Origin of the sequence: Rhizobium leguminosarum (assembly GCF_010668065.1) — a bacterium.
In the GTDB taxonomy this organism is placed as follows: Bacteria; Pseudomonadota; Alphaproteobacteria; order Rhizobiales; family Rhizobiaceae; genus Rhizobium; species Rhizobium leguminosarum_S.
In genome coordinates, this window is record NZ_WUEN01000010.1 from 189,817 (window position 1) to 210,081 (window position 20,265).

22 protein-coding genes, 3 tRNA genes and 1 riboswitch are annotated in these 20,265 nt (G+C 60.8%); of the genes, 21 read left to right on the forward strand and 4 right to left on the reverse strand.

What is annotated here, in order from left to right; translation table 11 throughout:
* The first annotated feature begins 71 nt into the window (after positions 1 to 71).
* Positions 72 to 226, forward strand: a riboswitch (FMN riboswitch).
* Between the two features lie 84 nt (positions 227 to 310).
* Complete coding sequence (gene ribN, locus GR198_RS24945; protein WP_441005369.1) at positions 311 to 1,219, forward strand: riboflavin transporter RibN; 909 nt, start codon at positions 311 to 313, stop codon at positions 1,217 to 1,219.
* Between the two features lie 83 nt (positions 1,220 to 1,302).
* Complete coding sequence (locus tag GR198_RS24950; protein ID WP_204337218.1) at positions 1,303 to 3,513, forward strand: esterase-like activity of phytase family protein; 2,211 nt, start codon at positions 1,303 to 1,305, stop codon at positions 3,511 to 3,513.
* Between the two features lie 88 nt (positions 3,514 to 3,601).
* Here GR198_RS24950 and GR198_RS24955 read toward each other — a convergent pair whose 3' ends face one another.
* Positions 3,602 to 4,588 (reverse strand): aldo/keto reductase, encoded by a 987-nt coding sequence (locus tag GR198_RS24955; protein WP_164069732.1) that lies wholly within the window; start codon positions 4,586 to 4,588, stop codon positions 3,602 to 3,604.
* A gap of 144 nt (positions 4,589 to 4,732) precedes the next feature.
* Between GR198_RS24955 and GR198_RS24960 the strand changes: the two genes are divergently transcribed.
* Positions 4,733 to 5,134, forward strand: a complete 402-nt coding sequence (locus tag GR198_RS24960) for a (R)-mandelonitrile lyase (protein ID WP_245483778.1) — start codon at positions 4,733 to 4,735, stop codon at positions 5,132 to 5,134.
* Positions 5,135 to 5,240: 106 nt separating this feature from the next.
* On the opposite strand, the gene GR198_RS24965 is transcribed toward GR198_RS24960, so the two are convergent.
* Positions 5,241 to 5,846 (reverse strand): class I SAM-dependent methyltransferase, encoded by a 606-nt coding sequence (locus tag GR198_RS24965; RefSeq protein WP_164025631.1) that lies wholly within the window; start codon positions 5,844 to 5,846, stop codon positions 5,241 to 5,243.
* A gap of 165 nt (positions 5,847 to 6,011) precedes the next feature.
* On the opposite strand from GR198_RS24965, the gene GR198_RS24970 reads away from it, so the two are divergent.
* Positions 6,012 to 6,365 (forward strand): hypothetical protein, encoded by a 354-nt coding sequence (locus GR198_RS24970; protein ID WP_003547358.1) that lies wholly within the window; start codon positions 6,012 to 6,014, stop codon positions 6,363 to 6,365.
* A 131-nt stretch (positions 6,366 to 6,496) separates the two neighbouring features.
* Positions 6,497 to 7,045 (forward strand): glutathione peroxidase, encoded by a 549-nt coding sequence (locus GR198_RS24975; RefSeq protein ID WP_026158629.1) that lies wholly within the window; start codon positions 6,497 to 6,499, stop codon positions 7,043 to 7,045.
* A gap of 59 nt (positions 7,046 to 7,104) precedes the next feature.
* Here the strand turns inward: GR198_RS24975 and GR198_RS24980 are convergent, their stop codons facing one another.
* Positions 7,105 to 7,503 (reverse strand): hypothetical protein, encoded by a 399-nt coding sequence (locus GR198_RS24980; protein ID WP_017959934.1) that lies wholly within the window; start codon positions 7,501 to 7,503, stop codon positions 7,105 to 7,107.
* 100 nt (positions 7,504 to 7,603) lie between these two features.
* Positions 7,604 to 7,679: transfer RNA gene (locus GR198_RS24985), tRNA-Val, on the reverse strand.
* Between the two features lie 393 nt (positions 7,680 to 8,072).
* Between GR198_RS24985 and GR198_RS24990 the strand changes: the two genes are divergently transcribed.
* The 16 genes from GR198_RS24990 (at position 8,073) to nuoK (ending at position 20,264) form a co-directional block, all read left to right on the forward strand.
* Positions 8,073 to 8,149 (forward strand) — tRNA-Asp (locus tag GR198_RS24990).
* Between the two features lie 84 nt (positions 8,150 to 8,233).
* A tRNA-Asp gene (locus GR198_RS24995) sits at positions 8,234 to 8,310 on the forward strand.
* 246 nt (positions 8,311 to 8,556) lie between these two features.
* Positions 8,557 to 8,922, forward strand: a complete 366-nt coding sequence (locus GR198_RS25000) for an NADH-quinone oxidoreductase subunit A (RefSeq protein WP_010055493.1) — start codon at positions 8,557 to 8,559, stop codon at positions 8,920 to 8,922.
* Positions 8,913 to 9,497, forward strand: coding sequence for a NuoB/complex I 20 kDa subunit family protein (locus GR198_RS25005; RefSeq protein WP_003547368.1), 585 nt, complete (start codon positions 8,913 to 8,915; stop codon positions 9,495 to 9,497). The genes GR198_RS25000 and GR198_RS25005 overlap by 10 nt, the downstream gene beginning before the upstream one ends.
* A gap of 18 nt (positions 9,498 to 9,515) precedes the next feature.
* A complete protein-coding gene (locus GR198_RS25010) occupies positions 9,516 to 10,118 on the forward strand; it encodes an NADH-quinone oxidoreductase subunit C (protein ID WP_003558447.1) in 603 nt (200 codons plus the stop codon).
* A gap of 40 nt (positions 10,119 to 10,158) precedes the next feature.
* On the forward strand, positions 10,159 to 10,536 hold the full coding sequence (locus GR198_RS25015) for a four helix bundle protein (protein ID WP_164025626.1): 378 nt from the start codon (positions 10,159 to 10,161) through the stop codon (positions 10,534 to 10,536).
* 69 nt (positions 10,537 to 10,605) lie between these two features.
* Positions 10,606 to 11,796 carry an NADH-quinone oxidoreductase subunit D gene (locus GR198_RS25020; RefSeq protein ID WP_012756960.1) on the forward strand — a complete coding sequence of 397 codons (1,191 nt, stop codon included), beginning with the start codon at positions 10,606 to 10,608 and terminating at the stop codon, positions 11,794 to 11,796.
* Positions 11,796 to 12,068, forward strand: a complete 273-nt coding sequence (locus GR198_RS25025; RefSeq protein WP_012756961.1) for a hypothetical protein — start codon at positions 11,796 to 11,798, stop codon at positions 12,066 to 12,068. Before GR198_RS25020 ends, GR198_RS25025 begins: the two co-directional genes overlap by 1 nt.
* A 16-nt stretch (positions 12,069 to 12,084) precedes the next feature.
* Positions 12,085 to 13,251: an NADH-quinone oxidoreductase subunit E gene (locus GR198_RS25030; protein WP_164069733.1), complete on the forward strand. Its 1,167-nt coding sequence runs from the start codon at positions 12,085 to 12,087 to the stop codon at positions 13,249 to 13,251.
* Positions 13,252 to 13,261: 10 nt separating this feature from the next.
* The gene (nuoF, locus tag GR198_RS25035) at positions 13,262 to 14,566 is read left to right on the forward strand and encodes an NADH-quinone oxidoreductase subunit NuoF (RefSeq protein ID WP_029872847.1); all 1,305 of its coding nucleotides are present in this window, start codon (positions 13,262 to 13,264) and stop codon (positions 14,564 to 14,566) included.
* Between the two features lie 2 nt (positions 14,567 to 14,568).
* Positions 14,569 to 15,285, forward strand: a complete 717-nt coding sequence (locus GR198_RS25040; protein ID WP_029872846.1) for an NADH-ubiquinone oxidoreductase — start codon at positions 14,569 to 14,571, stop codon at positions 15,283 to 15,285.
* Between the two features lie 218 nt (positions 15,286 to 15,503).
* Positions 15,504 to 17,585: an NADH-quinone oxidoreductase subunit NuoG gene (gene nuoG, locus GR198_RS25045; RefSeq protein WP_164045932.1), complete on the forward strand. Its 2,082-nt coding sequence runs from the start codon at positions 15,504 to 15,506 to the stop codon at positions 17,583 to 17,585.
* Positions 17,586 to 17,597: 12 nt separating this feature from the next.
* On the forward strand, positions 17,598 to 18,641 hold the full coding sequence (nuoH, locus tag GR198_RS25050) for an NADH-quinone oxidoreductase subunit NuoH (protein WP_003547383.1): 1,044 nt from the start codon (positions 17,598 to 17,600) through the stop codon (positions 18,639 to 18,641).
* Between the two features lie 40 nt (positions 18,642 to 18,681).
* Entirely contained in the window at positions 18,682 to 19,173 is a 492-nt protein-coding gene (gene nuoI, locus GR198_RS25055) for an NADH-quinone oxidoreductase subunit NuoI (protein ID WP_003547385.1), read from the forward strand.
* A 144-nt stretch (positions 19,174 to 19,317) separates the two neighbouring features.
* Positions 19,318 to 19,932 carry an NADH-quinone oxidoreductase subunit J gene (locus tag GR198_RS25060; RefSeq protein WP_094086263.1) on the forward strand — a complete coding sequence of 205 codons (615 nt, stop codon included), beginning with the start codon at positions 19,318 to 19,320 and terminating at the stop codon, positions 19,930 to 19,932.
* A gap of 23 nt (positions 19,933 to 19,955) precedes the next feature.
* Positions 19,956 to 20,264: an NADH-quinone oxidoreductase subunit NuoK gene (gene nuoK / locus GR198_RS25065; protein WP_003547388.1), complete on the forward strand. Its 309-nt coding sequence runs from the start codon at positions 19,956 to 19,958 to the stop codon at positions 20,262 to 20,264.
* Position 20,265 lies beyond the last annotated feature (1 nt).

Sequence of the window (20,265 nt, forward strand, 5' to 3'; positions counted from 1 at the left end):
GGACGACATCATGCTCTGCTTTTTTGATCTAGGAGCGCTCTTGCTGTCGCCCGGGCTTTGATCTACGACGTTTCTGTTCTCAGGGCGGGGTGAAACTCCCCACCGGCGGTAAGGGTTTCGGCTCAAGCCCGCGAGCGCCTTCTCTCGTGTCCAAGCGGGGGAAGGGTCAGCAGATCCGGTGCGATTCCGGAGCCGACGGTTAAAGTCCGGATGGAAGAGAATGAGTGTCGGTCGTGCGAAGGGCAGGGATCTGTCATGTCGTTCATGTCCGTGCCTCATGCGTCCTGATTTATGTTGGTCCCTGTTTTGGATGAAAGACATGAATCAGACTTCTGTTGCCGCCGAGCCGTCCCGCGCCGTTGTTGGCGCCATCTGGATGGTCCTTGCCGGCATTGCCTTTTCGCTTCTCAACGTCGTCACCCAATGGCTGACGATGAAGCTTGCCTTTCCCTCGGCGTCGGCAGCCTTCTGGCAATATGGCTTCGCCTTCCTGTTTTCGCTGCCGTTCCTGAAGAGGCTCGGCCTTGCGGCGATGCGCACGCGCTATCCCTGGCGTCACCTTGCGCGCGTCGTGCTTGCCGCGCTCGGCGTCGAGGCCTGGGTCGCCGGCCTTGCCGTAGTGCCGATCTGGCAGGCGATTGCACTGGTGATGACCTCGCCCTTCTTCATCATTCTGGGCGCCCGGCTTTTTCTGGGTGAGCGCGTCGGCCCGGCCCGCTGGGCTGCGACGGCGGCGGGCTTCACCGGAGCGATGATCATTCTGCAGCCATGGTCTGATGGTTTTGGCTGGGCGGCTCTCTTGCCTGTGCTTTCGGCGCTGCTGTGGGGCGCCTCGTCGCTGATCACCAAGAGCCTGACGGGCATCGAACGGCCGGAGACGATCACCGTCTGGCTGCTCGTTCTGCTGACGCCGATAAATGGCGGGCTGGCGCTTGCAGCAGGCTTTGCAGTGCCCACGGGCGCAACCCTTGCCCTGTTCCTGCTGGCGGGGCTGCTGACTGCCGTAGCGCAGTATTTCCTGACGCTTGCCTATGCCGCAGCGGATGCCGCCTACGTCCAGCCGTTCGACGATCTGAAGCTGCCGTTGAACGTGTTGGCCGGTTGGCTGTTCTTCGGTTATGCGCCGGCGGGTTACCTTTGGCTGGGAGCGGCTCTCATCCTCTCTGCTTCGCTGTTCATCATGCGAAACGAGATGCGCCGGGAGCGCAAACCAGCCTGACGTGATCAGGTGCAAAATGCCGCATCTGTCATGCCTCTGTCATGCCGCGCGCGCAGAAAACTCCTGTTTCGAATGTTCGACACATGGGGGATTTCATGATCATTTCATCGCGCAAGGCAGCGCTCGCTGCCGTGCTTCTCGCATCCGTCGCCTTTCCGGCCGCGGCCGAGCCGGTTTTCAACCGCATCGCTTCCTTCCCGGTTGCTGCGAACCTGCCTGTTGATAAGGACAAGCTTTCGGTAAGCTCCGCCGAAATCATCACCGCGACCGACGACGGCAACACGCTGATCTATAGCGACAGCCCGCTCGGCGCGATCGGCTTTATCGACATTACCGATGCCAAGGCCCCGAAGGCTGGCGGCGCGCTGATGATGGACGGCGAGCCGACCTCGGTCACCTCGAGCGCCGGCAAGGCGCTCGTTGCCGTCAACACCTCCGAAAGCAAGGCGAAGCCCTCGGGCCGTCTCGCGATCGTCGACGTGGCGACCAAGAAGATCGAAAACACGTGCGATCTCGGTGGTCAGCCGGATTCGATCGCCCTCAACAAGGACAAGACGCTCGGCACCATCGCAATCGAAAACGAGCGCGACGAAGACGTCAATGACGGCAAGATCCCGCAGATGCCGGCCGGCGACCTCGTCGTCTTCCAGGTCAAGAACGGCACCGTCGATTGCGGCACCATCAAGCACGTGGCGCTGACCGGGCTTACCGGCATCGCCCCGGAGGACCCGGAGCCGGAATTCGTCGCCTTCAACGGCCTGAACGAGATTGCCCTGACGCTGCAGGAAAACAATGAGATCGTCATCATCGACGCCAACACGGCTGAAGTGAAGACGCATTTCTCCGCCGGCAGCGTCGATCTCTCCGGTATCGACACCAAGCGTGACGGCGCCCTGAAATTCTCAGGCGAAGCCAAAGGCGTGCTGCGCGAACCGGACGCCGTGAAGTGGCTGGACGACAACCGCCTCGTCGTCGCCAATGAAGGCGACTACCAGGGCGGCTCACGCGGCTTCACCATCTTCGACAAGACGGGCAAGCTTCTCTACGAATCGGGCGCCTCCTTCGAACGCGCCGTCGCCCATATCGGCCACTATCCGGAAAGCCGCTCGGGATCGAAGGGCGTCGAGCCGGAAGGCCTCGAAGCCGCCACGTTCGGCGACATCAACTATTTCTTCCTGCTCGCCGAACGTGCCTCGGTCGTCGGCGTCTACAAGGATACCGGCGCCGATCCCGAACTCGTCCAGTTGCTGCCGTCAGGCATTTCGCCGGAAGGCGCGATCGCCATTCCCGCCCGCAATCTCTTTGCGACCGCCAACGAGGTCGATCTCGGCAAGGACGGCGGCACGCGCTCGCATGTGATGATCTACGAGCGCTCGGAAGGCGAGAAGGCCTATCCGCAGATCGTCTCCGCTGAAAAGGACGGCAATCCGATCGGCTTCGCAGCCCTTTCGGGTCTCGCTGCCGTTCCGGGCAAGCCGGGCATACTCTACGCCGTCAGCGACAGCGTTCTGGGTTCGCAGCCGACGATCTACACGATTGACGCCAGCAAGAAGCCGGCCGTCATCACCGACGCCCTCGTCGTCAAGCGTGACGGCGCTCCGGCCCAGAAGCTCGACATCGAAGGCATCGCGGCTGCCGCCGATGGCTCCTTCTGGCTCGCCTCGGAAGGCTACAGCGAACGTCTCGTTCCGCACGCGCTCTACAACGTCAATGCCAAGGGTGACATCAAGGCCGAGATCGCCCTGCCGAAGGAACTCGTCGCAAACGAAATCCGCTACGGCTTCGAAGGCGTGACCATTGTCGGCACCGGCGACGACACCACGCTCTGGATGGCGGTCCAGCGCGAGTGGAGCGACGACGAGAAGGGCTTCGTCAAGCTCGTCTCCTACAATCCGAAGAAGAAGGAATGGGGTGCCGTTCGCTATCCGCTCGACAAGACGGAAAGCGGTTGGGTCGGTCTGTCGGAAATCTCGGCTCAGGGTGACAGCGTCTACATCATCGAGCGCGACAACCTCGTCGGCGATGCTGCCAGGCTGAAGAAGCTCTACAAGGTCGCGATTTCAGACCTGAAGTCCGCCAAGCTCGGGGCCGAGCTGCCGGTCGTCAAGAAGACCGAAGCCCATGACTTCCTCGGTGAACTGAAATCTGCCACCAACGGCTATGTACTGGACAAGCTCGAAGGCTTCACCTTCGACGCGTCGGGCAAGCCCTACGCGGTCACCGACAATGACGGCGTCAGCGACTCCTCCGGCGAGACCCTGTTCTTCCCGGTCGAGCTGAGCGCGACAAACTGAGCTTCTGACCGTTACACGACATGAAAATGGCCGGGTGAAACCCGGCCATTTGGCGTTTCGGCCATTTGCATTTTGGAATGTCGATGGCCTACCAGCGCTGATGCACATGCGGCGCGATCAGCCGCTCATAGATCTCGCGCGTTGCCGCCATGACATCGGTCGACAGCGGCGCAAGGTCGGCGGCAGCCGCGTTGGCCCTGGCCTGCTCGGCATTGCGGGCGCCGGGGATGACGACGGTGACGGCGTCGCTCATCAGGATCCATCGGAGCGCGAAGGCAGCCATGGTGGCGCCCTCGGGTACCAGCTTGCGCACCTCTTCCACCGCCTGCAGGCCGACCTCGAAGGGAACGCCGGCAAAGGTCTCGCCGACATCGAAGGCTTCGCCGTTGCGGTTGAAATTGCGGTGGTCGTCGCTGGCAAAGTGCGTGTCCCGGGTGATCTTGCCGGAGAGAAGACCGCTTGCGAGCGGCACGCGGGCGATGATCGCCACGTTCCTGCGGCGCGCTTCCTGGAAGAACAAATGGTCGGGGCGCTGGCGGAAGATGTTGTAGATAATCTGGATGCTGACGACGCCGGGATATTCGATCGCCTTCAGCCCGTCTTCGACCTTTTCGACGCTGACGCCGTAACCCTTGATCTTGCCGGCCTTCTGCAGCGCGTTCAGGCCCTCGAAGATCTCAGGCTGGTAAAGCACCTCGCGCGGCGGGCAGTGGAGCTGCACGAGGTCGAGGCTGTCGACGGCAAGATTCGTCAGGCTGCGGTCGATAAAGCCTTCGAGATTAGCCTTTGTGTAGCCTTCGGCGACATGCGGGTTGAGGCGGCGCCCCGCCTTGGTGGCGACCATCGGGCGGGCGCCGCCGCGCGTCTTCAGCACGCCGGCGATGATCTTTTCCGAGCGGCCGTCGCCATAGACATCGGCCGTATCGACGAATGTCATGCCGGCATCGAGTGCGGCATTCAGCGCCGCGCGTCCGTCGGCCTCGCTGATATCACCCCAGGAGCCGCCGATCTGCCAGGCGCCGAAGCCGACATCGGTGACGGTGAAGGGCATCCGGCCGAAAGCATGGTGTTTCATGAAAAATCCTCCGTAGGTGATGAAAGGTGTTGGAATTATCAGTCGGGTGAGTCCGCGGCAATTGTCGATCCGGCTTTGATTGGTCGCCCCGATGAAATATCGTTCTGCTAAGGCTTCAACCATATGGATGGAAAAGGAAAGATCATGGAGATCAAACCCGTCGGCTCTCGGCCCTCGACAAAGCCACCGGCCGACTATTTCACCGGCGCCGTTCGCCAGGATCCGCTGATGGAAACACCGGCGCCGGCACGGGCGAGGGCGGTCTCCGTCACCTTCGAACCCGGTGCCCGCACCGCCTGGCATACGCATCCGCTCGGCCAGACGCTGATCGTGACATCAGGCAAGGGCCTCGCCCAGAGCTGGGGCGGGGACATCCGCGACATCCGTCCCGGCGATACCGTCTGGTTCGCGCCGGGCGAAAAACATTGGCACGGTGCTGCCCCGGATACGGCGATGACGCACATCGCCATTCATGAGGCGCTGGACGGCAATCACGTCGACTGGCTGGAAAAGGTCAGCGACGAGCAATATTCCGGCCAGGCGTAAAGCATGTCACGCAAAAGTGTGCAGCGGTTTTGCGGTAAAGACATGCGCAAAACCAAAGACCTAAAGCGCGTGAGCGAATCTGAAAGATCGCGCCGCTTGAGACCGATCAGAGCCGCTTCAGGCAATAGGAAAAATGCGCGTGCGATTCGACCGTCAGGAACTCGAATTGCCAGCCATAATCCTTGCAGAACTTGGTGACCGCCTCGACGACGCCATAGACGATCGGCTTGACCGTATTGCCGGTGCAGAAATCATGCCCGGCAATGCGCCCCGTCCGCTTCACCTTCTTTTCGCAGAGCAGGAGTTCCTGCCAGGTGAGCTCGAAGGAATGATCGGTATCGATATAGGCCCAGTCGAGGAAATCGTCCTCGAATTCGGCAAGCTTCTCGAGCGATGTGCCCTGCATCAGGTGCAGCCGGCCGGACTCGATCTCGGCGGCGAAATTCGTGTGGATCGCATCGAGCCCGGAGCTGTAGCGATCCATCGACCAGGGATCGATGAGGTAGAGCTGCGCCGGGCGATTCTTTTCCAGGATCTCCGCCGTATATTCGCCGAAGGCTGCTCCCACCTCGACGCCGATGCCGCCGTTCGGAATCCGGTAGAGCAGCTCGCCGCGATCCGGCAGCAGCCGGGCGTTTTCCATATGATGGGCGCTGAGCGGAGTGCGCGGCATGCTCGCCCGGAGCGCCTGCCTTTCTTCACGTGTCTTCATCTCTGATCTCGGGATTGCGGGCGACTGACGGCCCAGATGCGGTTTGACGGGAAGGTAGGAGCAGCCGGCACCGATGACAACCGCATGACAGGAATTTGCTTCTTTCGAACAAACCGCTAAGTTCCATCTGTGAACTGACGAAAAAGCCTCGGGAGGAGCGATTTCATGAGACGCATGTGGCCTGAAGAATTCAACGCCATCATCAGCGGAGCTGAGGAGGTGATGTTGGAAACACCAGCCGAGGCCGGCGAAGCGCCGCTGCAGCGCAAGGCGCTGAAGGCGCGAATCACCATGCAGGATTACGAGCGGATCTGGCCGCTCGCCGAGATGCGCTTCCGGCTTGGCGAAAGAGATGGCAAGGCCATCACGCTGATCACCACCAACCCCCACTATCATCCCTGGCACCCGAAGGACGGCGGCAGCGTCGATTCCGTGTCGGACAGTGGCCGCCATTACAAGACGGATTATCTCGTCGTGCACTTCCTGCTCGACGACGTGAAGGAAACGTCTCCCGCCTGAGGTGCTGAGGCCCGGTGCGGCCGGAAGCCGCACCGGCGTCCTGTGGAAGCCAAGTTGATCCCGACGCTGATGACAACAGCGGCGATATCGCTAAGCTTGGCGAAACATATCTTACGAAATTGGAGGTTCCCGTGACGGGCAATGTGCTGGATATCCCGGTCAAGACTGTGGATGGTCGCGAGACCACGCTCAACGAATACAAGGGCCGGGTGCTTCTGGTCGTCAATGTCGCTTCGAGATGCGGCCTCACGCCGCAATATGAGGGACTGGAAAAGCTCTATGGGGAAAAGCGCGAGCGCGGCTTCGTCATCGCCGCCTTTCCCGCCAACGACTTCAAGGGCCAGGAGCCCGGCACCGACGCCGAGATCCTCGATTTCTGCACCAGCACCTACGACGTCACCTTCCCGATCTTCTCGAAGATTTCGGTCAAGGGCGAGGCTCAGCACCCGCTTTACCGGCAACTGACCAAGTCGGGTGTCGCGACGACGGGTGACGGCCCGATGCGCGAACGTCTGAAATCCCACGGGATGACCGGCGGCGATGAGGACGACATCCTCTGGAACTTCGAAAAATTTCTGATCGGCCGCGACGGCAAAGTCGCCGCTCGATTCGCGCCCGATGTGACGGCCGACGATTCGCGGCTGGTTTCGGCGGTGGAGAAGGAATTGGCGAAGGGATGAATTGATGGGTATGAGCGCCCGCCAGACGGCAAGGCATGCCCATCACCCCAAGCACATGGTTACATCTGCGTCAGAGAAAATGAGAAGGCGCATCGGGCGCCGCTCATAAACGAAACGCGGTTTTGGAAAAACGAAAACGTATATTCATCGCCGCTTTGACCGCTGTCTTTGAACGACGCGGGGAATCGGCTGATTGTGCTTAAGACGCCGCGCTGGCTGGTTTTCTTGATTTCCAGGCTGCAGGCTGAATTGTCTGCATCGACCGAAAAATTAATCGGCAGATCTGACGGCATTCTGAGAAGATAGGTGCTGGCTTCACGCGCCGGGGTTTCTCCCGAGGTCGTCATCGTCTGGTCCCCGGCAGACAGAAAAACCTCTAGCGCCGGCTCTTTGGCAATCGACGGCGACGCAGCCACGCCGGCGAGAAGCAGCGCAGAGATAATGGCAACGGTTTTCATGAGGTGTCTCCTGACAAAACACCTTGCGCAGATCGTGACCGGATTAGCGAGCTAATTCGGGAGCCTAACTCTGATGAACAAGCTGCGGGAAAGTTTGGAATGGTGGGCGATGACGGACTCGAACCGCCGACATCCTCGGTGTAAACGAGGCGCTCTACCAACTGAGCTAATCGCCCATCGCAAACGAAGCCGGATCGGCCTGCCGCGTTGGTGGCCGTGATCTATGCGGATCGCGGCAAAACCGCAAGAGTGTTTGTGAAGATTTTTTGATTTTTTTGGTGGTGATCCCGTGTCTTGCAATGCCGCTCAGGCTCGGCGCGGCTGTGGAAAAGTGAGGGGAGGGCTTGTTTCGAAGGCACTGCGTCTGCGCCTGAGCATCGCTGCGGAAGACGGAAGTGCCGACTTTCGTTCGTCTGGCATCCAACCCACCGAAACAATTCGCAGACTGTCACGGTTTTGTCTCCAAACCTGCTTGACACTAAAAGGCGAACCCCGTAGTTAGCCGCTCATCGAAACGGGCAGCCGTTTTGGAGAGGGTGCTAGGGCATCCGGACTGCTTGAAATGAATTGCGGGTGTAGCTCAGTTGGTTAGAGTGCCGGCCTGTCACGCCGGAGGTCGCGGGTTCGAGCCCCGTCACTCGCGCCATTTCAAGTCTTGTAAAACGCAAATGCGATTTGTCGTTTGTCCGGTTCACTTCATCCTCGCGGCCGCAAAATGGCCGATCAATGCGCGGGTGTAGCTCAGTCGGTTAGAGTGCCGGCCTGTCACGCCGGAGGTCGCGGGTTCGAGCCCCGTCACTCGCGCCATTTCTTCCGAAAGCCATGCAGTTTCCCGTGGTCAGGCATGCAGGTTCAAACGGCCTGCACGGATTTGTCGCGACATCGTTGCATCTGCTTGATAATGTCCGCGCGACACGCGTCGAATTGCCTCTGTAAAAGTCTTGCGCCGGGGCCTCGGCTGCGCTAACCACGGCTTGTTGCAACGCACGTTCGCTTGCCGGGCATTTGCCCAAATGCGCCGCCTGGCGTCACCGGCAAGCAGGGATGAACATGATGACTGAACTGCTCAGTTCTTATATTCCGATCGCTATCTTCATTGCTATTGCGCTCGTTATCGGCCTGGCGCTGCTCATTGCGCCGTTCGCCGTGGCTTTCAAAGCGCCCGATTCGGAAAAGCTCTCGGCTTACGAATGCGGCTTCAACGCTTTCGACGACGCCCGCATGAAGTTCGACATCCGTTTCTACCTCGTGTCGATCCTCTTCATCATCTTCGACCTCGAAGTCGCCTTCCTCTTCCCCTGGGCCGTCTCCTTCGGCGCCATCGGCTGGTTCGGCTTCTGGTCCATGATGGTCTTCCTTCTCGTGCTGACCATCGGCTTTATCTATGAATGGAAGAAGGGAGCCCTGGAATGGGAGTAGCCCCTGTGAGCAATCAGCCGCTTGTTGCCCAGCAGCCGAAGGGGATTATCGATCCCTCGACCGGCAAGCCGATCGGCAGCAACGACCCATTTTTCGGCGAGATCAACAATGAGCTTGCCGACAAGGGTTTTCTCGTCACCTCGACCGATGAACTGATCAACTGGGCCCGCACCGGCTCGCTGATGTGGATGACCTTCGGTCTTGCCTGCTGTGCTGTCGAAATGATGCAGCTGTCGATGCCGCGTTATGACGTCGAGCGCTTCGGTTTTGCGCCACGCGCCTCGCCGCGCCAGTCCGACGTGATGATCGTCGCCGGCACGCTGACCAACAAGATGGCGCCCGCTCTGCGCAAGGTCTACGACCAGATGCCCGAGCCGCGTTATGTCATCTCGATGGGCTCCTGCGCCAATGGCGGCGGCTATTATCACTATTCCTATTCGGTGGTGCGCGGCTGTGACCGCATCGTGCCGATCGACATCTACGTGCCGGGCTGTCCCCCCACGGCAGAGGCGCTGCTTTACGGCGTGCTTCTGCTGCAGAAGAAGATCCGGCGTACCGGCACGATCGAACGCTAAGGGTTAAGGACAAGGCATATGAGTGAAGCCCTGACTGAGCTTGCGTCCTACCTTGGCGAAGCGCGCGGCAACCTGATCGCCGCGTCGCAGATGAAGTATGGCGAACTGACTCTGACGACGACGGGTGAAAACCTGGTCGCACTGCTGACCTTTCTGCGCGACGACGCCAAATGCGGTTTCGTCAACCTGATCGATATTTGCGGGGTCGACTGGCCGCAGCGCGAGCTGCGTTTCGACGTTGTCTACCACCTGCTGTCGCCGAAGAAGAACCTGCGCATCCGCGTCAAGGTCGCAACGGATGAAGATACGCCGGTTCCGTCGGCCTGCCCGGTCTATCCTGGCGCCGACTGGTTCGAGCGCGAGACCTGGGACATGTACGGCGTGCTCTTCACCGGCCATCCGGACCTGCGCCGCATCCTGACCGACTACGGCTTCGAAGGCCATCCGCTGCGCAAGGACTTCCCGACGACCGGTTTCGTCGAGGTCCGCTACGACGATGCGGCCAAGCGCGTCGTTTACGAGCCGGTCGAACTGAAGCAGGAATTCCGCAACTTCGACTTTATGTCGCCCTGGGAGGGGACTGAATATGTTCTCCCCGGGGATGAAAAGGCGAAGCAGTGAGTAGTGAATAGTCAGTAGCGAGTAGCGGGCAGGTATCTGGGTGACGAACGGGAAAATCACTTCCTACCGTGACTTGAAAGTCTGGCAATTTGCTATCGAGCTCTCTGTTGTTTGTTATGAGGTGACGAGAACCTTCCCGCGGGAAGAGATTTATGGGTTGACCAGCCAGATTAGACGATCTTCTGCTTCCGTGGCCGCGAATATCGCGGAGGGATATGGAAGAGAAAATCGAGGTTCGTTCGCCCAATTTCTCAAGATCGCTCAGGGCTCGTTGAAAGAATTGGAGACGCATTTGATCATCGCCGGACGAATTGGCTTTCTTCAAGCCTCGGCCTTGGACGAATTGCTCGACCGATGCGACGAAATTGGAAAGATGCTGGGATCGCTTATTCGAAGTGTTCAGCACCGGAAAAGCTGATGAATAGTGAACGGTCGAAAACTAATCACTACTCACTAGCCACTACTCACTCTAAGCGAGTTGATCGCCATGACCGAACATAACGTCCGCAACTTCAACATCAACTTCGGACCGCAGCATCCGGCGGCGCACGGCGTTCTTCGTCTTGTCCTGGAGCTTGACGGCGAAATTGTGGAGCGTGTCGATCCGCATATCGGCCTTTTGCATCGCGGCACCGAGAAGCTGATCGAGACCAAGACCTATCTTCAGGCCGTGCCCTATTTCGATCGCCTCGATTACGTCGCGCCGATGAACCAGGAACATGCCTATGCGATGGCCGTCGAAAAGCTGCTCGGCATCGAGATCCCGATTCGCGGCCAGCTGATCCGCGTTCTCTATTCGGAAATCGGCCGCATCCTGTCGCACCTTCTGAACGTCACGACGCAGGCCATGGACGTCGGCGCGCTGACGCCGCCGCTCTGGGGCTTCGAAGAGCGTGAAAAGCTGATGGTGTTCTACGAGCGCGCCAGCGGCTCGCGCATGCATGCCGCTTATATCCGTCCGGGCGGCGTCCACCAGGATCTGCCCGAACAGCTCGTGCAGGATATCGGCGCCTGGTGCGACCCGTTCCTGAAGGCGCTCGACGACATCGACAACCTGTTGACTGGCAACCGCATCTTCAAGCAGCGCAACGTCGATATCGGCGTCGTCTCGCTGGAGGAATGCTGGGCCTGGGGCTTCTCCGGCGTCATGGTGCGCGGTTCGGGTGCTGCCTGGGATCTGCGTCGCGCCCAGCCCTATGAATGTTATTCCGATCTCGAATTCGATATCCCGATCGGCAAGAATGGCGACAACTACGACCGTTATCTGATCCGTATGATCGAGATGCGCGAATCGGTCCGCATCATGAAGCAATGCGTCAACCGCCTGCTCTCAGATGCCAGGACCGGTCCTTTCTCGTCGATCGACGGCAAGGTCGTGCCGCCGAAGCGCGGCGAAATGAAGCGCTCGATGGAAGCGCTGATCCACCACTTCAAACTCTATACCGAAGGCTACCATGTGCCGGCCGGCGAGGTTTATGCCGCCGTCGAGGCGCCGAAGGGCGAGTTCGGCGTCTATCTCGTCTCCGATGGCACCAACAAGCCCTATCGCTGCAAGATCCGCGCGCCGGGTTATGCCCATCTGCAGGCGATGGATTTCATGTGCCGCGGCCACCAGCTTGCCGACGTCGCGGCCGTGCTCGGCTCGCTCGACATCGTCTTCGGCGAGGTGGATCGCTGATGCAGCTTCTGCCGCTGGCCGTCGTTATCCTTCTTTCGGCATCCGGGGTTTCGGCTCAGGAGTCCGATAGCCTCGGCACGCCGCTCGGCCATAAGGAAGAGACGCCGCCGGCGCAGCAATCGTCCATGGGTGAGCTTTTGTCCAAGGGCTATCAGATCAAGGCTGCCATTCCGAACGGCAGCAAATTCGTAGTGTTTATGCAAAAAGACCAGTCGGCCTATGCCTGCGAAATGCAGTCTTTGACCGCTTCGCGGTGTGGAACCCTAAACTGACAAGGCGTGAGAAAGAATGTCCGTTCGTCGATTAGCCGAAGATCAATTTCAGCCTGCCGCATTCGCCTTCAGCGATGAGAATGCGGTCTGGGCGGACAAGACGATCCAGAAATACCCCGCCGGCCGCCAGCAATCGGCGGTCATTCCGCTGTTGATGCGAGCGCAGGAGCAGGACGGCTGGGTTACGCGCGCGGCGATCGAAAAGATCGCCGACATGCTTGATATGGCCTATATCCGCGTGCTCGAGGTCGCGACCTTCTATACGCAGTTTCAGCTGCATCCTGTCGGCACCCGCGCCCATGTTCAGGTCTGCGGCACGACGCCCTGCATGCTGCGCGGCTCGGAAGCGCTGATGTCGGTCTGCAAGAGCAAGATCCATGCCCATGCCTTCGAGCGCAATGCCGAAGGCACGCTATCCTGGGAAGAGGTCGAATGTCTCGGGGCCTGCGTCAACGCCCCGATGGTGATGATCGGCAAGGACACCTATGAAGACCTGACGCCCGCGCGTCTCGAAGAGATCATCGACGTCTTTGCCGCCGGCAATGGCGCCAGCATCAAGCCCGGCACCCAGATCGACCGGGTGTTTTCGGCGCCCGAAGGCGGCCTGACCTCGCTGACGACGGAAGAGCCGAAGGCAAGGACCCGCGCCAAGAAGGCCGATGCCGAAACCGTATCGGCTCCAGTCGACGCCGCCCCGGTTCCGCCCTCCGAGGCTGCCCGCCCGAAGAGCACCGATGCCGAGACCAATGCTGCCCTGAAGACGCCGGCGACGGCGCCGAAGGCGGCTGCGAAAAACGCCAAGGCTGCCGAGCAGCAGCCGATATCAGGCACTGTGGCGGCCGAACCGGCGCCGAAAGCTGCCGTCAAGGCTGAAGCTGCCCCGGCGGCAAAGCCTGCCCTGACCGACAAGAACCGGCCGGCCGGCGTCGAAAAGCCCGCCGCCCCGGACGATCTGAAGATGATCTCGGGTGTCGGCCCGAAAATCGAGGCGACGTTGAACGAAATCGGCATCTTCACCTTCGCGCAGGTCGCGGGCTGGAAGAAGGCTGAACGCGAATGGGTCGATGGCTATCTGAACTTCCGCGGCCGCATCGAGCGCGATGACTGGGTCAAGCAGGCCAAGGCGCTCGCCAACGGCGGGGAAGCGGAATATATCAAGGTCTTCGGCAAGAAGCCGCGGTAAGAGGTGAAGCATGTTACAAGATAAAGACCGCATCTTTACCAACATCTACGGCCTCAAGGACAAATCCCTGAAGGGCGCGATGAGCCGCGGCCACTGGGACGGCACCAAGCAGATCCTCGAAAAGGGCCGCGACTGGATCATCAACGAGATGAAGGCGTCTGGCCTTCGCGGCCGCGGCGGCGCCGGTTTCCCCACAGGCCTCAAATGGTCCTTCATGCCGAAGGAAAGCGACGGCCGTCCGCACTACCTCGTCGTCAACGCCGACGAATCCGAGCCCGGCACCTGCAAAGACCGCGACATCATGCGCCACGATCCGCATACGCTGATCGAAGGCTGTGTCATCGCGAGCTTCGCCATGGGCGCCAATGCGGCCTACATCTATGTGCGCGGCGAATATATCCGCGAGCGCGAAGCGCTGCAGGCGGCGATCGACGAATGCTATGATTATGGCCTGCTCGGCAAGAACAACAAGCTCGGCTGGGACATGGAGATCTTCGTCCATCACGGCGCCGGCGCCTATATCTGCGGTGAGGAAACCGCACTACTCGAAAGCCTCGAGGGCAAGAAGGGCCAGCCGCGCCTGAAGCCGCCGTTCCCGGCCAATATGGGCCTCTACGGCTGCCCGACGACGGTCAATAACGTCGAATCGATCGCTGTTGCGCCGACGATCCTGCGCCGCGGCGCCGGCTGGTTCTCGGCCATCGGCCGTCCGAACAATGTCGGCACCAAGCTGTTCATGCTCTCCGGCCACGTCAACAAGCCGTGCACCGTCGAAGAAGAAATGGGCATCACCTTCCGCGAACTGGTCGACCGCCATGCCGGCGGCATCCGCGGCGGCTGGGACAACCTGCTTGCCGTCATTCCGGGCGGGGCATCCTGCCCGATCGTTCCGGCCAAGGACATTATCGATTGCCCGATGGATTTCGACGGCCTGCGCGGCGTCGGCTCTTCCTTCGGTACGGCCGCCGCGATCGTCATGGACAAGTCCACCGATGTCATCAAGGCGATCGCCCGTATCTCCGCCTTCTTCAAGCATGAGAGTTGCGGCCAGTGCACGCCCTGCCGCGAAGGCACGGGCTGGATGTGGCGCGTGATGGAACGCATGGCCAAGGGCAATGCCCAGAAGCGTGAAATCGACATGCTGTTCCAGGTGACGAAGCAGATCGAAGGCCACACCATCTGCGCGCTCGGCGACGCCGCCGCATGGCCGGTGCAGGGTCTGATCCGTAACTTCCGTCCCGAGATCGAAAAGCGCATCGACCAGTATACGGCGAGCGCGCTTGATCACGGCGCGGTTCTGGAGGCGGCTGAATAATCATGGCGGACAATGCATCCAAAGGTAGGAAAAACGAAGAAGTCGCCGATTTCGCGGCTGGTTTCGGCCGTCTTGCTGCCGAGATGCTTGAAAATGCACAGGCGATGCCGGTGCATCCGCTGATGGCGCATCCCGCTGCAGCCTTTGCCGCCGCAACGGCGATCGGCTTCGGTTTCTCGACCCAGATGGCCGGTGCTTTCTTCGGGGCCTGGCAGAGCGCCTTGGAGACCACCAGCAAGGTCGCGGCCGCCCTCGATGACACGCCGCCAGACGAACTGAAGCCCGATGTCGATATCCGGCCGGAGAATATTCGCCCGGTCGTGAAGGCGTTCACCAAGCCGCCGGCCGAGCAGAAGGCAGGACCGAGACTGACTGTCGTCAAGCCGGTCAGCGAGCCGACGCCAGCCAGCCCAGCAAAGCCAGTCACGCAAGCCAAGCCAGCCAGCCAAGCGAAGGCCAGCGAGCCAAAGCCGGCTGTGAAGGCAAAACCGGTTGCGCGGGGGAAGACCGACGACCTCAAGCTGATTGCCGGCATCGGCCCGAAGCTGGAGCAGGTGCTGAACGCCAAGGGCATTCGCAGCTTCGCCGAGATTGCCGCCTGGACCGACGAGGAAATCGCCCGGCTCGACGCCGAGCTCGGCTTCAACGGCCGCATCGGCCGTGACGACTGGGCCGGTCAGGCGAAAGTTCTGGCAGGACGGGGCCGCAGAAAGAAATGAACTGTCCGGCCGTGTCGATCGGCCGGAAAGATGGGCAGGTCGGCGGACGGGCGGGGGCCTCGAGATGCCGGTGCGGGTTCCGGGTCTGGAACGCGCGATAGAGAATTTGGGCGACATCAGATGTCGGCAGGACGAAAGATCCGGCTTGGCAATCAGAGTGCTGCAAAAATAGGTTTGTTTGCCGTCATCAGGCAAACGGGAAACAGGACTGAGCGACGATGGCAAAACTGAGGATTGACGGCAACGAGATCGAAGTTCCGGATCATTTCACGCTATTGCAGGCGTGCGAGGATGCCGGTGCCGAGGTCCCGCGCTTCTGCTTCCATGAGCGTCTGTCGGTTGCCGGCAATTGCCGCATGTGCCTTGTCGAGGTGAAGGGCGGCCCGCCGAAGCCGCAGGCTTCCTGCGCCATGAGCGTGCGCGATATCCGCGGCGGCCCGAACGGCGAACTGCCCGAGGTCTTCACCAACACTCCGATGGTCAAGAAGGCCCGCGAAGGTGTGATGGAATTCCTGCTGATCAACCATCCCCTCGATTGCCCGATCTGCGACCAGGGCGGCGAATGCGACCTGCAGGACCAGGCGATGGCCTTCGGCATCGACACCTCGCGCTATCAGGAAGACAAGCGCGCCGTCGAGGACAAGTATATCGGCCCGCTCGTCAAGACGGTGATGAACCGCTGCATTCACTGCACGCGCTGCGTCCGCTTCACCACCGAGGTCGCCGGCATTTCCGAGCTCGGCCTGATCGGCCGCGGCGAGGATGCCGAGATCACCACCTATCTCGAACAGGCGATGACCTCCGAACTGCAGGGCAACGTGGTCGACCTTTGCCCGGTCGGCGCGCTGACCTCGAAGCCCTTCGCTTTCACCGCGCGCCCCTGGGAATTGAACAAGACCGAATCGATCGACGTCATGGATGCCGTCGGTTCGGCGATCCGCGTCGACACCCGCGGCCGTGAGGTCATGCGCATCCTGCCGCGCGTCAATGAGGCGATCAACGAGGAGTGGATCTCCGATAAGAGCCGCTTCATCTGGGACGGCCTGAAGACCCAGCGCCTCGACCGGCCCTATGTTCGCCGCGACGGCCGCCTGCAGCCCGCCACCTGGGCCGAAGCCTTCGGCGCCATCAAGGCCGCCGTCGGCGCCACCTCGGGCGACAAGATCGGCGCGATCGCTGGCGACCTCGCTTCCGTCGAGGAAATGTATGCGCTCTCCGAACTGGTGAAGTCGCTGGGGTCAACCAATCTCGACTGTCGCCAGGATGGGGCGGCACTCGATCCGTCGCTCGGCCGTTCTAGCTACCTCTTCAACCCGACCATTGCTGGCCTCGATCAGGCCGATGCGCTGTTGATCATCGGCGCCAATCCGCGCTTCGAGGCAGCCATCCTCAACGCCCGCATCCGCAAGCGCTGGCGCCGCGGCAAGTTCCCGATCGGCGTGATCGGCGAGCGTGCTGAACTGCGCTACAGCTATGATTACCTCGGCGGCGGTCCCGACACGCTGAAGGATCTGGTCGAAGGCACCCACGCCTTCGCGGACGTGCTGAAGAATGCCGCCAAGCCGATGATCATCATCGGCCAGGGCGCGCTGTCGCGCACCGACGGCGCCGGCGTTCTCGCCAGTGCTGCCAAGCTCGCCGGCTCGGTTGGTGCTGTCGCCGAAGGCTGGAACGGCTTTGCCGTCCTCCACACCGCTGCCTCGCGTGTCGGCGGCCTCGACCTCGGCTTCGTGCCGGGTGCCAAGGGCGTCAATGCTGCCGAGATGCTGACGGCGATGGACGTGCTCTTCCTGCTCGGCGCAGACGAACTCGACTTCACCGCCAAGAAGGCCAAGCTCACCGTCTATATCGGCTCGCATGGCGATAACGGCGCGCACCATGCCGACGTCATCCTGCCGGCCGCAGCCTATACCGAAAAGTCCGGCACCTGGGTCAACACCGAAGGCCGCGTCCAGATGGGCAACCGCGCAGGCTTTGCGCCGGGTGATGCCCGCGAGGACTGGGCGATCATCCGTGCGCTTTCCGACGTGCTCGGCAAGAAGCTTCCCTTCGATTCGCTCAGCGAATTGCGTGTCCGGCTCTATGCCGCTTTCCCGCATTTCGCCGCCATCGACGAGATCGCTGAAACCGATAGCGCCCAAATTGCCGCAGTTGCGAAAAAAGCCGGCAAGATGAACAAATCCGGGTTTGCGTCGCCGGTGAAAGACTTCTATTTGACGAACCCGATAGCGCGTGCCTCGGCTGTCATGGCGGAGTGCTCGGCATTGGCCCGCAACAACTTCAAAGTCGCGGCAGAGTAAGGGCAGGGGACTATGGATTCTTTCTTTTCGACCTATGTCTGGCCGGCGATCATCATGATCGGTCAGTCGCTGCTGCTTCTCGTCTGCCTGCTCGTCTTCATCGCCTACGTGCTGCTCGCTGACCGCAAGATCTGGGCGGCCGTGCAGCTGCGCCGCGGCCCGAATGTCGTCGGTCCTTTCGGCCTGTTCCAGTCCTTCGCCGATCTTTTGAAGTTCGTCTTCAAGGAGCCGATCATTCCAGCCGGCGCCAACAAGGCGGTGTTCCTGCTTGCTCCGCTGGTGACGGTGCTTCTGGCGCTGTCCACCTGGGCGGTGGTGCCGCTGGCCGACGGATGGGTGATCGCCAACATCAATGTCGGCATCCTCTATATTTTCGCGATCTCTTCGCTCGAGGTCTACGGCATCATCATGGGCGGCTGGGCTTCGAACTCGAAGTATCCGTTCCTCGGCGCGCTACGCTCGGCGGCGCAGATGGTGTCCTATGAAGTCTCGATCGGCTTCGTCATCGTCACCGTGCTTCTCTGCGTCGGCTCGCTGAACCTGACCGATATCGTCAATGCGCAGCATACCGGCCTCGGCACCATGCTCGGACTGCCGGCGTCGTTCCTCGACTGGCACTGGCTATCGCTCTTCCCGATGTTCATCATCTTCTTCATTTCGGCGCTCGCCGAAACGAACCGCCCGCCCTTCGACCTTCCCGAAGCGGAATCGGAACTCGTCGCCGGCTTCATGGTCGAATACGGCTCCTCGCCATACATGATGTTCATGCTCGGCGAATATGCGGCCGTCTGCCTGATGTGCGCGCTGACGACGATCCTCTTCCTCGGCGGCTGGCTGCCCCCGGTCGATATCTGGATCCTCAACTGGGTCCCCGGGATCATCTGGTTCACGCTGAAGGCCTGCTTCGTGTTCTTCATGTTCGCGATGGTCAAGGCCTTCGTTCCGCGCTACCGCTACGACCAGCTCATGCGCCTCGGTTGGAAGGTCTTCCTGCCGCTGTCGCTCGCCATGGTCGTCATCGTTGCATTCGTGCTGAAACTGATGGGTTGGGCATGATGATGCCCGCTCTCGTTTTCGGCAAAATTGGAGGTTGAAGATGGCAAGCTTGTCCGGCTCCATCAGCTCGCTGTTTCTCAAGGAATTCGTCGGCGCGTTCTTTCTGTCGATGCGCTATTTCTTCCGCCAGAAGGCGACGATCAACTATCCCTTCGAAAAGGGTCCGGTTTCCCCGCGTTTCCGCGGCGAGCATGCGCTGCGCCGTTATCCGAACGGCGAGGAGCGCTGCATCGCCTGCAAGCTCTGCGAGGCGATCTGTCCTGCCCAGGCGATCACCATCGAGGCCGGTCCGCGCCGCAACGACGGCACGCGCCGTACGGTGCGCTACGACATCGACATGGTGAAGTGCATCTATTGCGGCTTCTGCCAGGAAGCCTGCCCGGTCGACGCGATCGTCGAAGGCCCGAATTTCGAATTTGCGACGGAAACCCGCGAAGAGCTCTATTTCGACAAGGCACGGCTTCTGGATAACGGAGACCGGTGGGAGCGCGAAATCGCCCGCAACATCGCGATCGACTCGCCGTACCGCTGATTGAGATTTTGAAATGCCGCGGTGGAGCGCAGTTGCTCCTGTCGCGGTCAATATGCACAGGAGCTTTTCCGGTTAACGCCAGGGAGAGCTCCATCGGGCAGGGAAACTCCCGGCTGCCCGGGGGAAGATGAAAAAGGCACCAACATGGGTCTGCAGGCTCTATTTTTCTATCTTTTCGCCTTTGTCGCGGTGGCGTCGGCGTTCATGGTCATCTGGGCGAAGAACCCGGTTCACTCGGTTCTCTTCCTGATCCTGGTGTTCTTCAATGCGGCCGGCCTCTTCCTGCTGCTCGGTGCCGAATTCCTGGCGATGATCCTGCTTGTCGTCTATGTCGGCGCCGTCGCCGTCCTCTTCCTCTTCGTGGTGATGATGCTCGATATCGACTTCACCGAACTGAGGGCCGGCGTTCTCGAATATGCGCCGATCGGCGGGCTGATCGGGGTGATCCTCGCAGCCGAACTGATCGTCGTCGTCGGCGGCAGCGTCATCTCGCCTGAGATCGCCAAGACTGTCGCCATGCCGATCCCGGCGCTGAGCGAGCGCACCAATACGGCCGCCCTCGGCGACGTGCTCTACACCAACTACGTCTATTTCTTCCAGATCGCCGGTCTGGTGCTCCTGGTCGCCATGATCGGCGCGATCGTGCTGACGTTGAGACACCGCACCAACATCAAGCGGCAGAATATTCCCAGGCAGGTTGCCCGCACGCCCGCCACCGCCGTCGAGGTGGTTTCGGTCAAGCCCGGGCAGGGCGTCTAAAGGCAGGTCAAGGAACAAAGAACATGGTCATCGGACTTTCCCACTACCTGACGGTCAGCGCCATCCTCTTCACGCTCGGCGTCTTCGGCATCTTCCTGAACCGGAAGAACGTCATCGTCATCCTGATGTCGATCGAACTGATCCTGCTTGCGGTCAACATCAACATGGTCGCCTTCTCCTCCTTCCTGAACGACATCGTCGGCCAGGTCTTCGCGCTGTTCATCCTGACGGTCGCGGCTGCCGAAGCGGCGATCGGTCTTGCAATTCTCGTTGTCTTCTACCGCAACCGCGGCTCGATCGCGGTCGAAGACGTCAATATGATGAAGGGCTGAG

Coding starts and splice junctions, on each gene's coding strand:
- ribN (WP_441005369.1), top strand. CDS start 311: ATGAAAGACATGAATCAGACTTCTGTTGCCGCCGAGCCGTCCCGCGCC.
- GR198_RS24950 (WP_204337218.1), top strand. CDS start 1,303: ATGGGGGATTTCATGATCATTTCATCGCGCAAGGCAGCGCTCGCTGCC.
- GR198_RS24955 (WP_164069732.1), bottom strand. CDS start 4,588: ATGAAACACCATGCTTTCGGCCGGATGCCCTTCACCGTCACCGATGTC.
- GR198_RS24960 (WP_245483778.1), top strand. CDS start 4,733: ATGGAGATCAAACCCGTCGGCTCTCGGCCCTCGACAAAGCCACCGGCC.
- GR198_RS24965 (WP_164025631.1), bottom strand. CDS start 5,846: ATGAAGACACGTGAAGAAAGGCAGGCGCTCCGGGCGAGCATGCCGCGC.
- GR198_RS24970 (WP_003547358.1), top strand. CDS start 6,012: ATGAGACGCATGTGGCCTGAAGAATTCAACGCCATCATCAGCGGAGCT.
- GR198_RS24980 (WP_017959934.1), bottom strand. CDS start 7,503: ATGAAAACCGTTGCCATTATCTCTGCGCTGCTTCTCGCCGGCGTGGCT.
- GR198_RS25000 (WP_010055493.1), top strand. CDS start 8,557: ATGACTGAACTGCTCAGTTCTTATATTCCGATCGCTATCTTCATTGCT.
- GR198_RS25005 (WP_003547368.1), top strand. CDS start 8,913: ATGGGAGTAGCCCCTGTGAGCAATCAGCCGCTTGTTGCCCAGCAGCCG.
- GR198_RS25010 (WP_003558447.1), top strand. CDS start 9,516: ATGAGTGAAGCCCTGACTGAGCTTGCGTCCTACCTTGGCGAAGCGCGC.
- GR198_RS25020 (WP_012756960.1), top strand. CDS start 10,606: ATGACCGAACATAACGTCCGCAACTTCAACATCAACTTCGGACCGCAG.
- GR198_RS25025 (WP_012756961.1), top strand. CDS start 11,796: ATGCAGCTTCTGCCGCTGGCCGTCGTTATCCTTCTTTCGGCATCCGGG.
- GR198_RS25030 (WP_164069733.1), top strand. CDS start 12,085: ATGTCCGTTCGTCGATTAGCCGAAGATCAATTTCAGCCTGCCGCATTC.
- nuoF (WP_029872847.1), top strand. CDS start 13,262: ATGTTACAAGATAAAGACCGCATCTTTACCAACATCTACGGCCTCAAG.
- GR198_RS25040 (WP_029872846.1), top strand. CDS start 14,569: ATGGCGGACAATGCATCCAAAGGTAGGAAAAACGAAGAAGTCGCCGAT.
- nuoG (WP_164045932.1), top strand. CDS start 15,504: ATGGCAAAACTGAGGATTGACGGCAACGAGATCGAAGTTCCGGATCAT.
- nuoH (WP_003547383.1), top strand. CDS start 17,598: ATGGATTCTTTCTTTTCGACCTATGTCTGGCCGGCGATCATCATGATC.
- nuoI (WP_003547385.1), top strand. CDS start 18,682: ATGGCAAGCTTGTCCGGCTCCATCAGCTCGCTGTTTCTCAAGGAATTC.
- GR198_RS25060 (WP_094086263.1), top strand. CDS start 19,318: ATGGGTCTGCAGGCTCTATTTTTCTATCTTTTCGCCTTTGTCGCGGTG.
- nuoK (WP_003547388.1), top strand. CDS start 19,956: ATGGTCATCGGACTTTCCCACTACCTGACGGTCAGCGCCATCCTCTTC.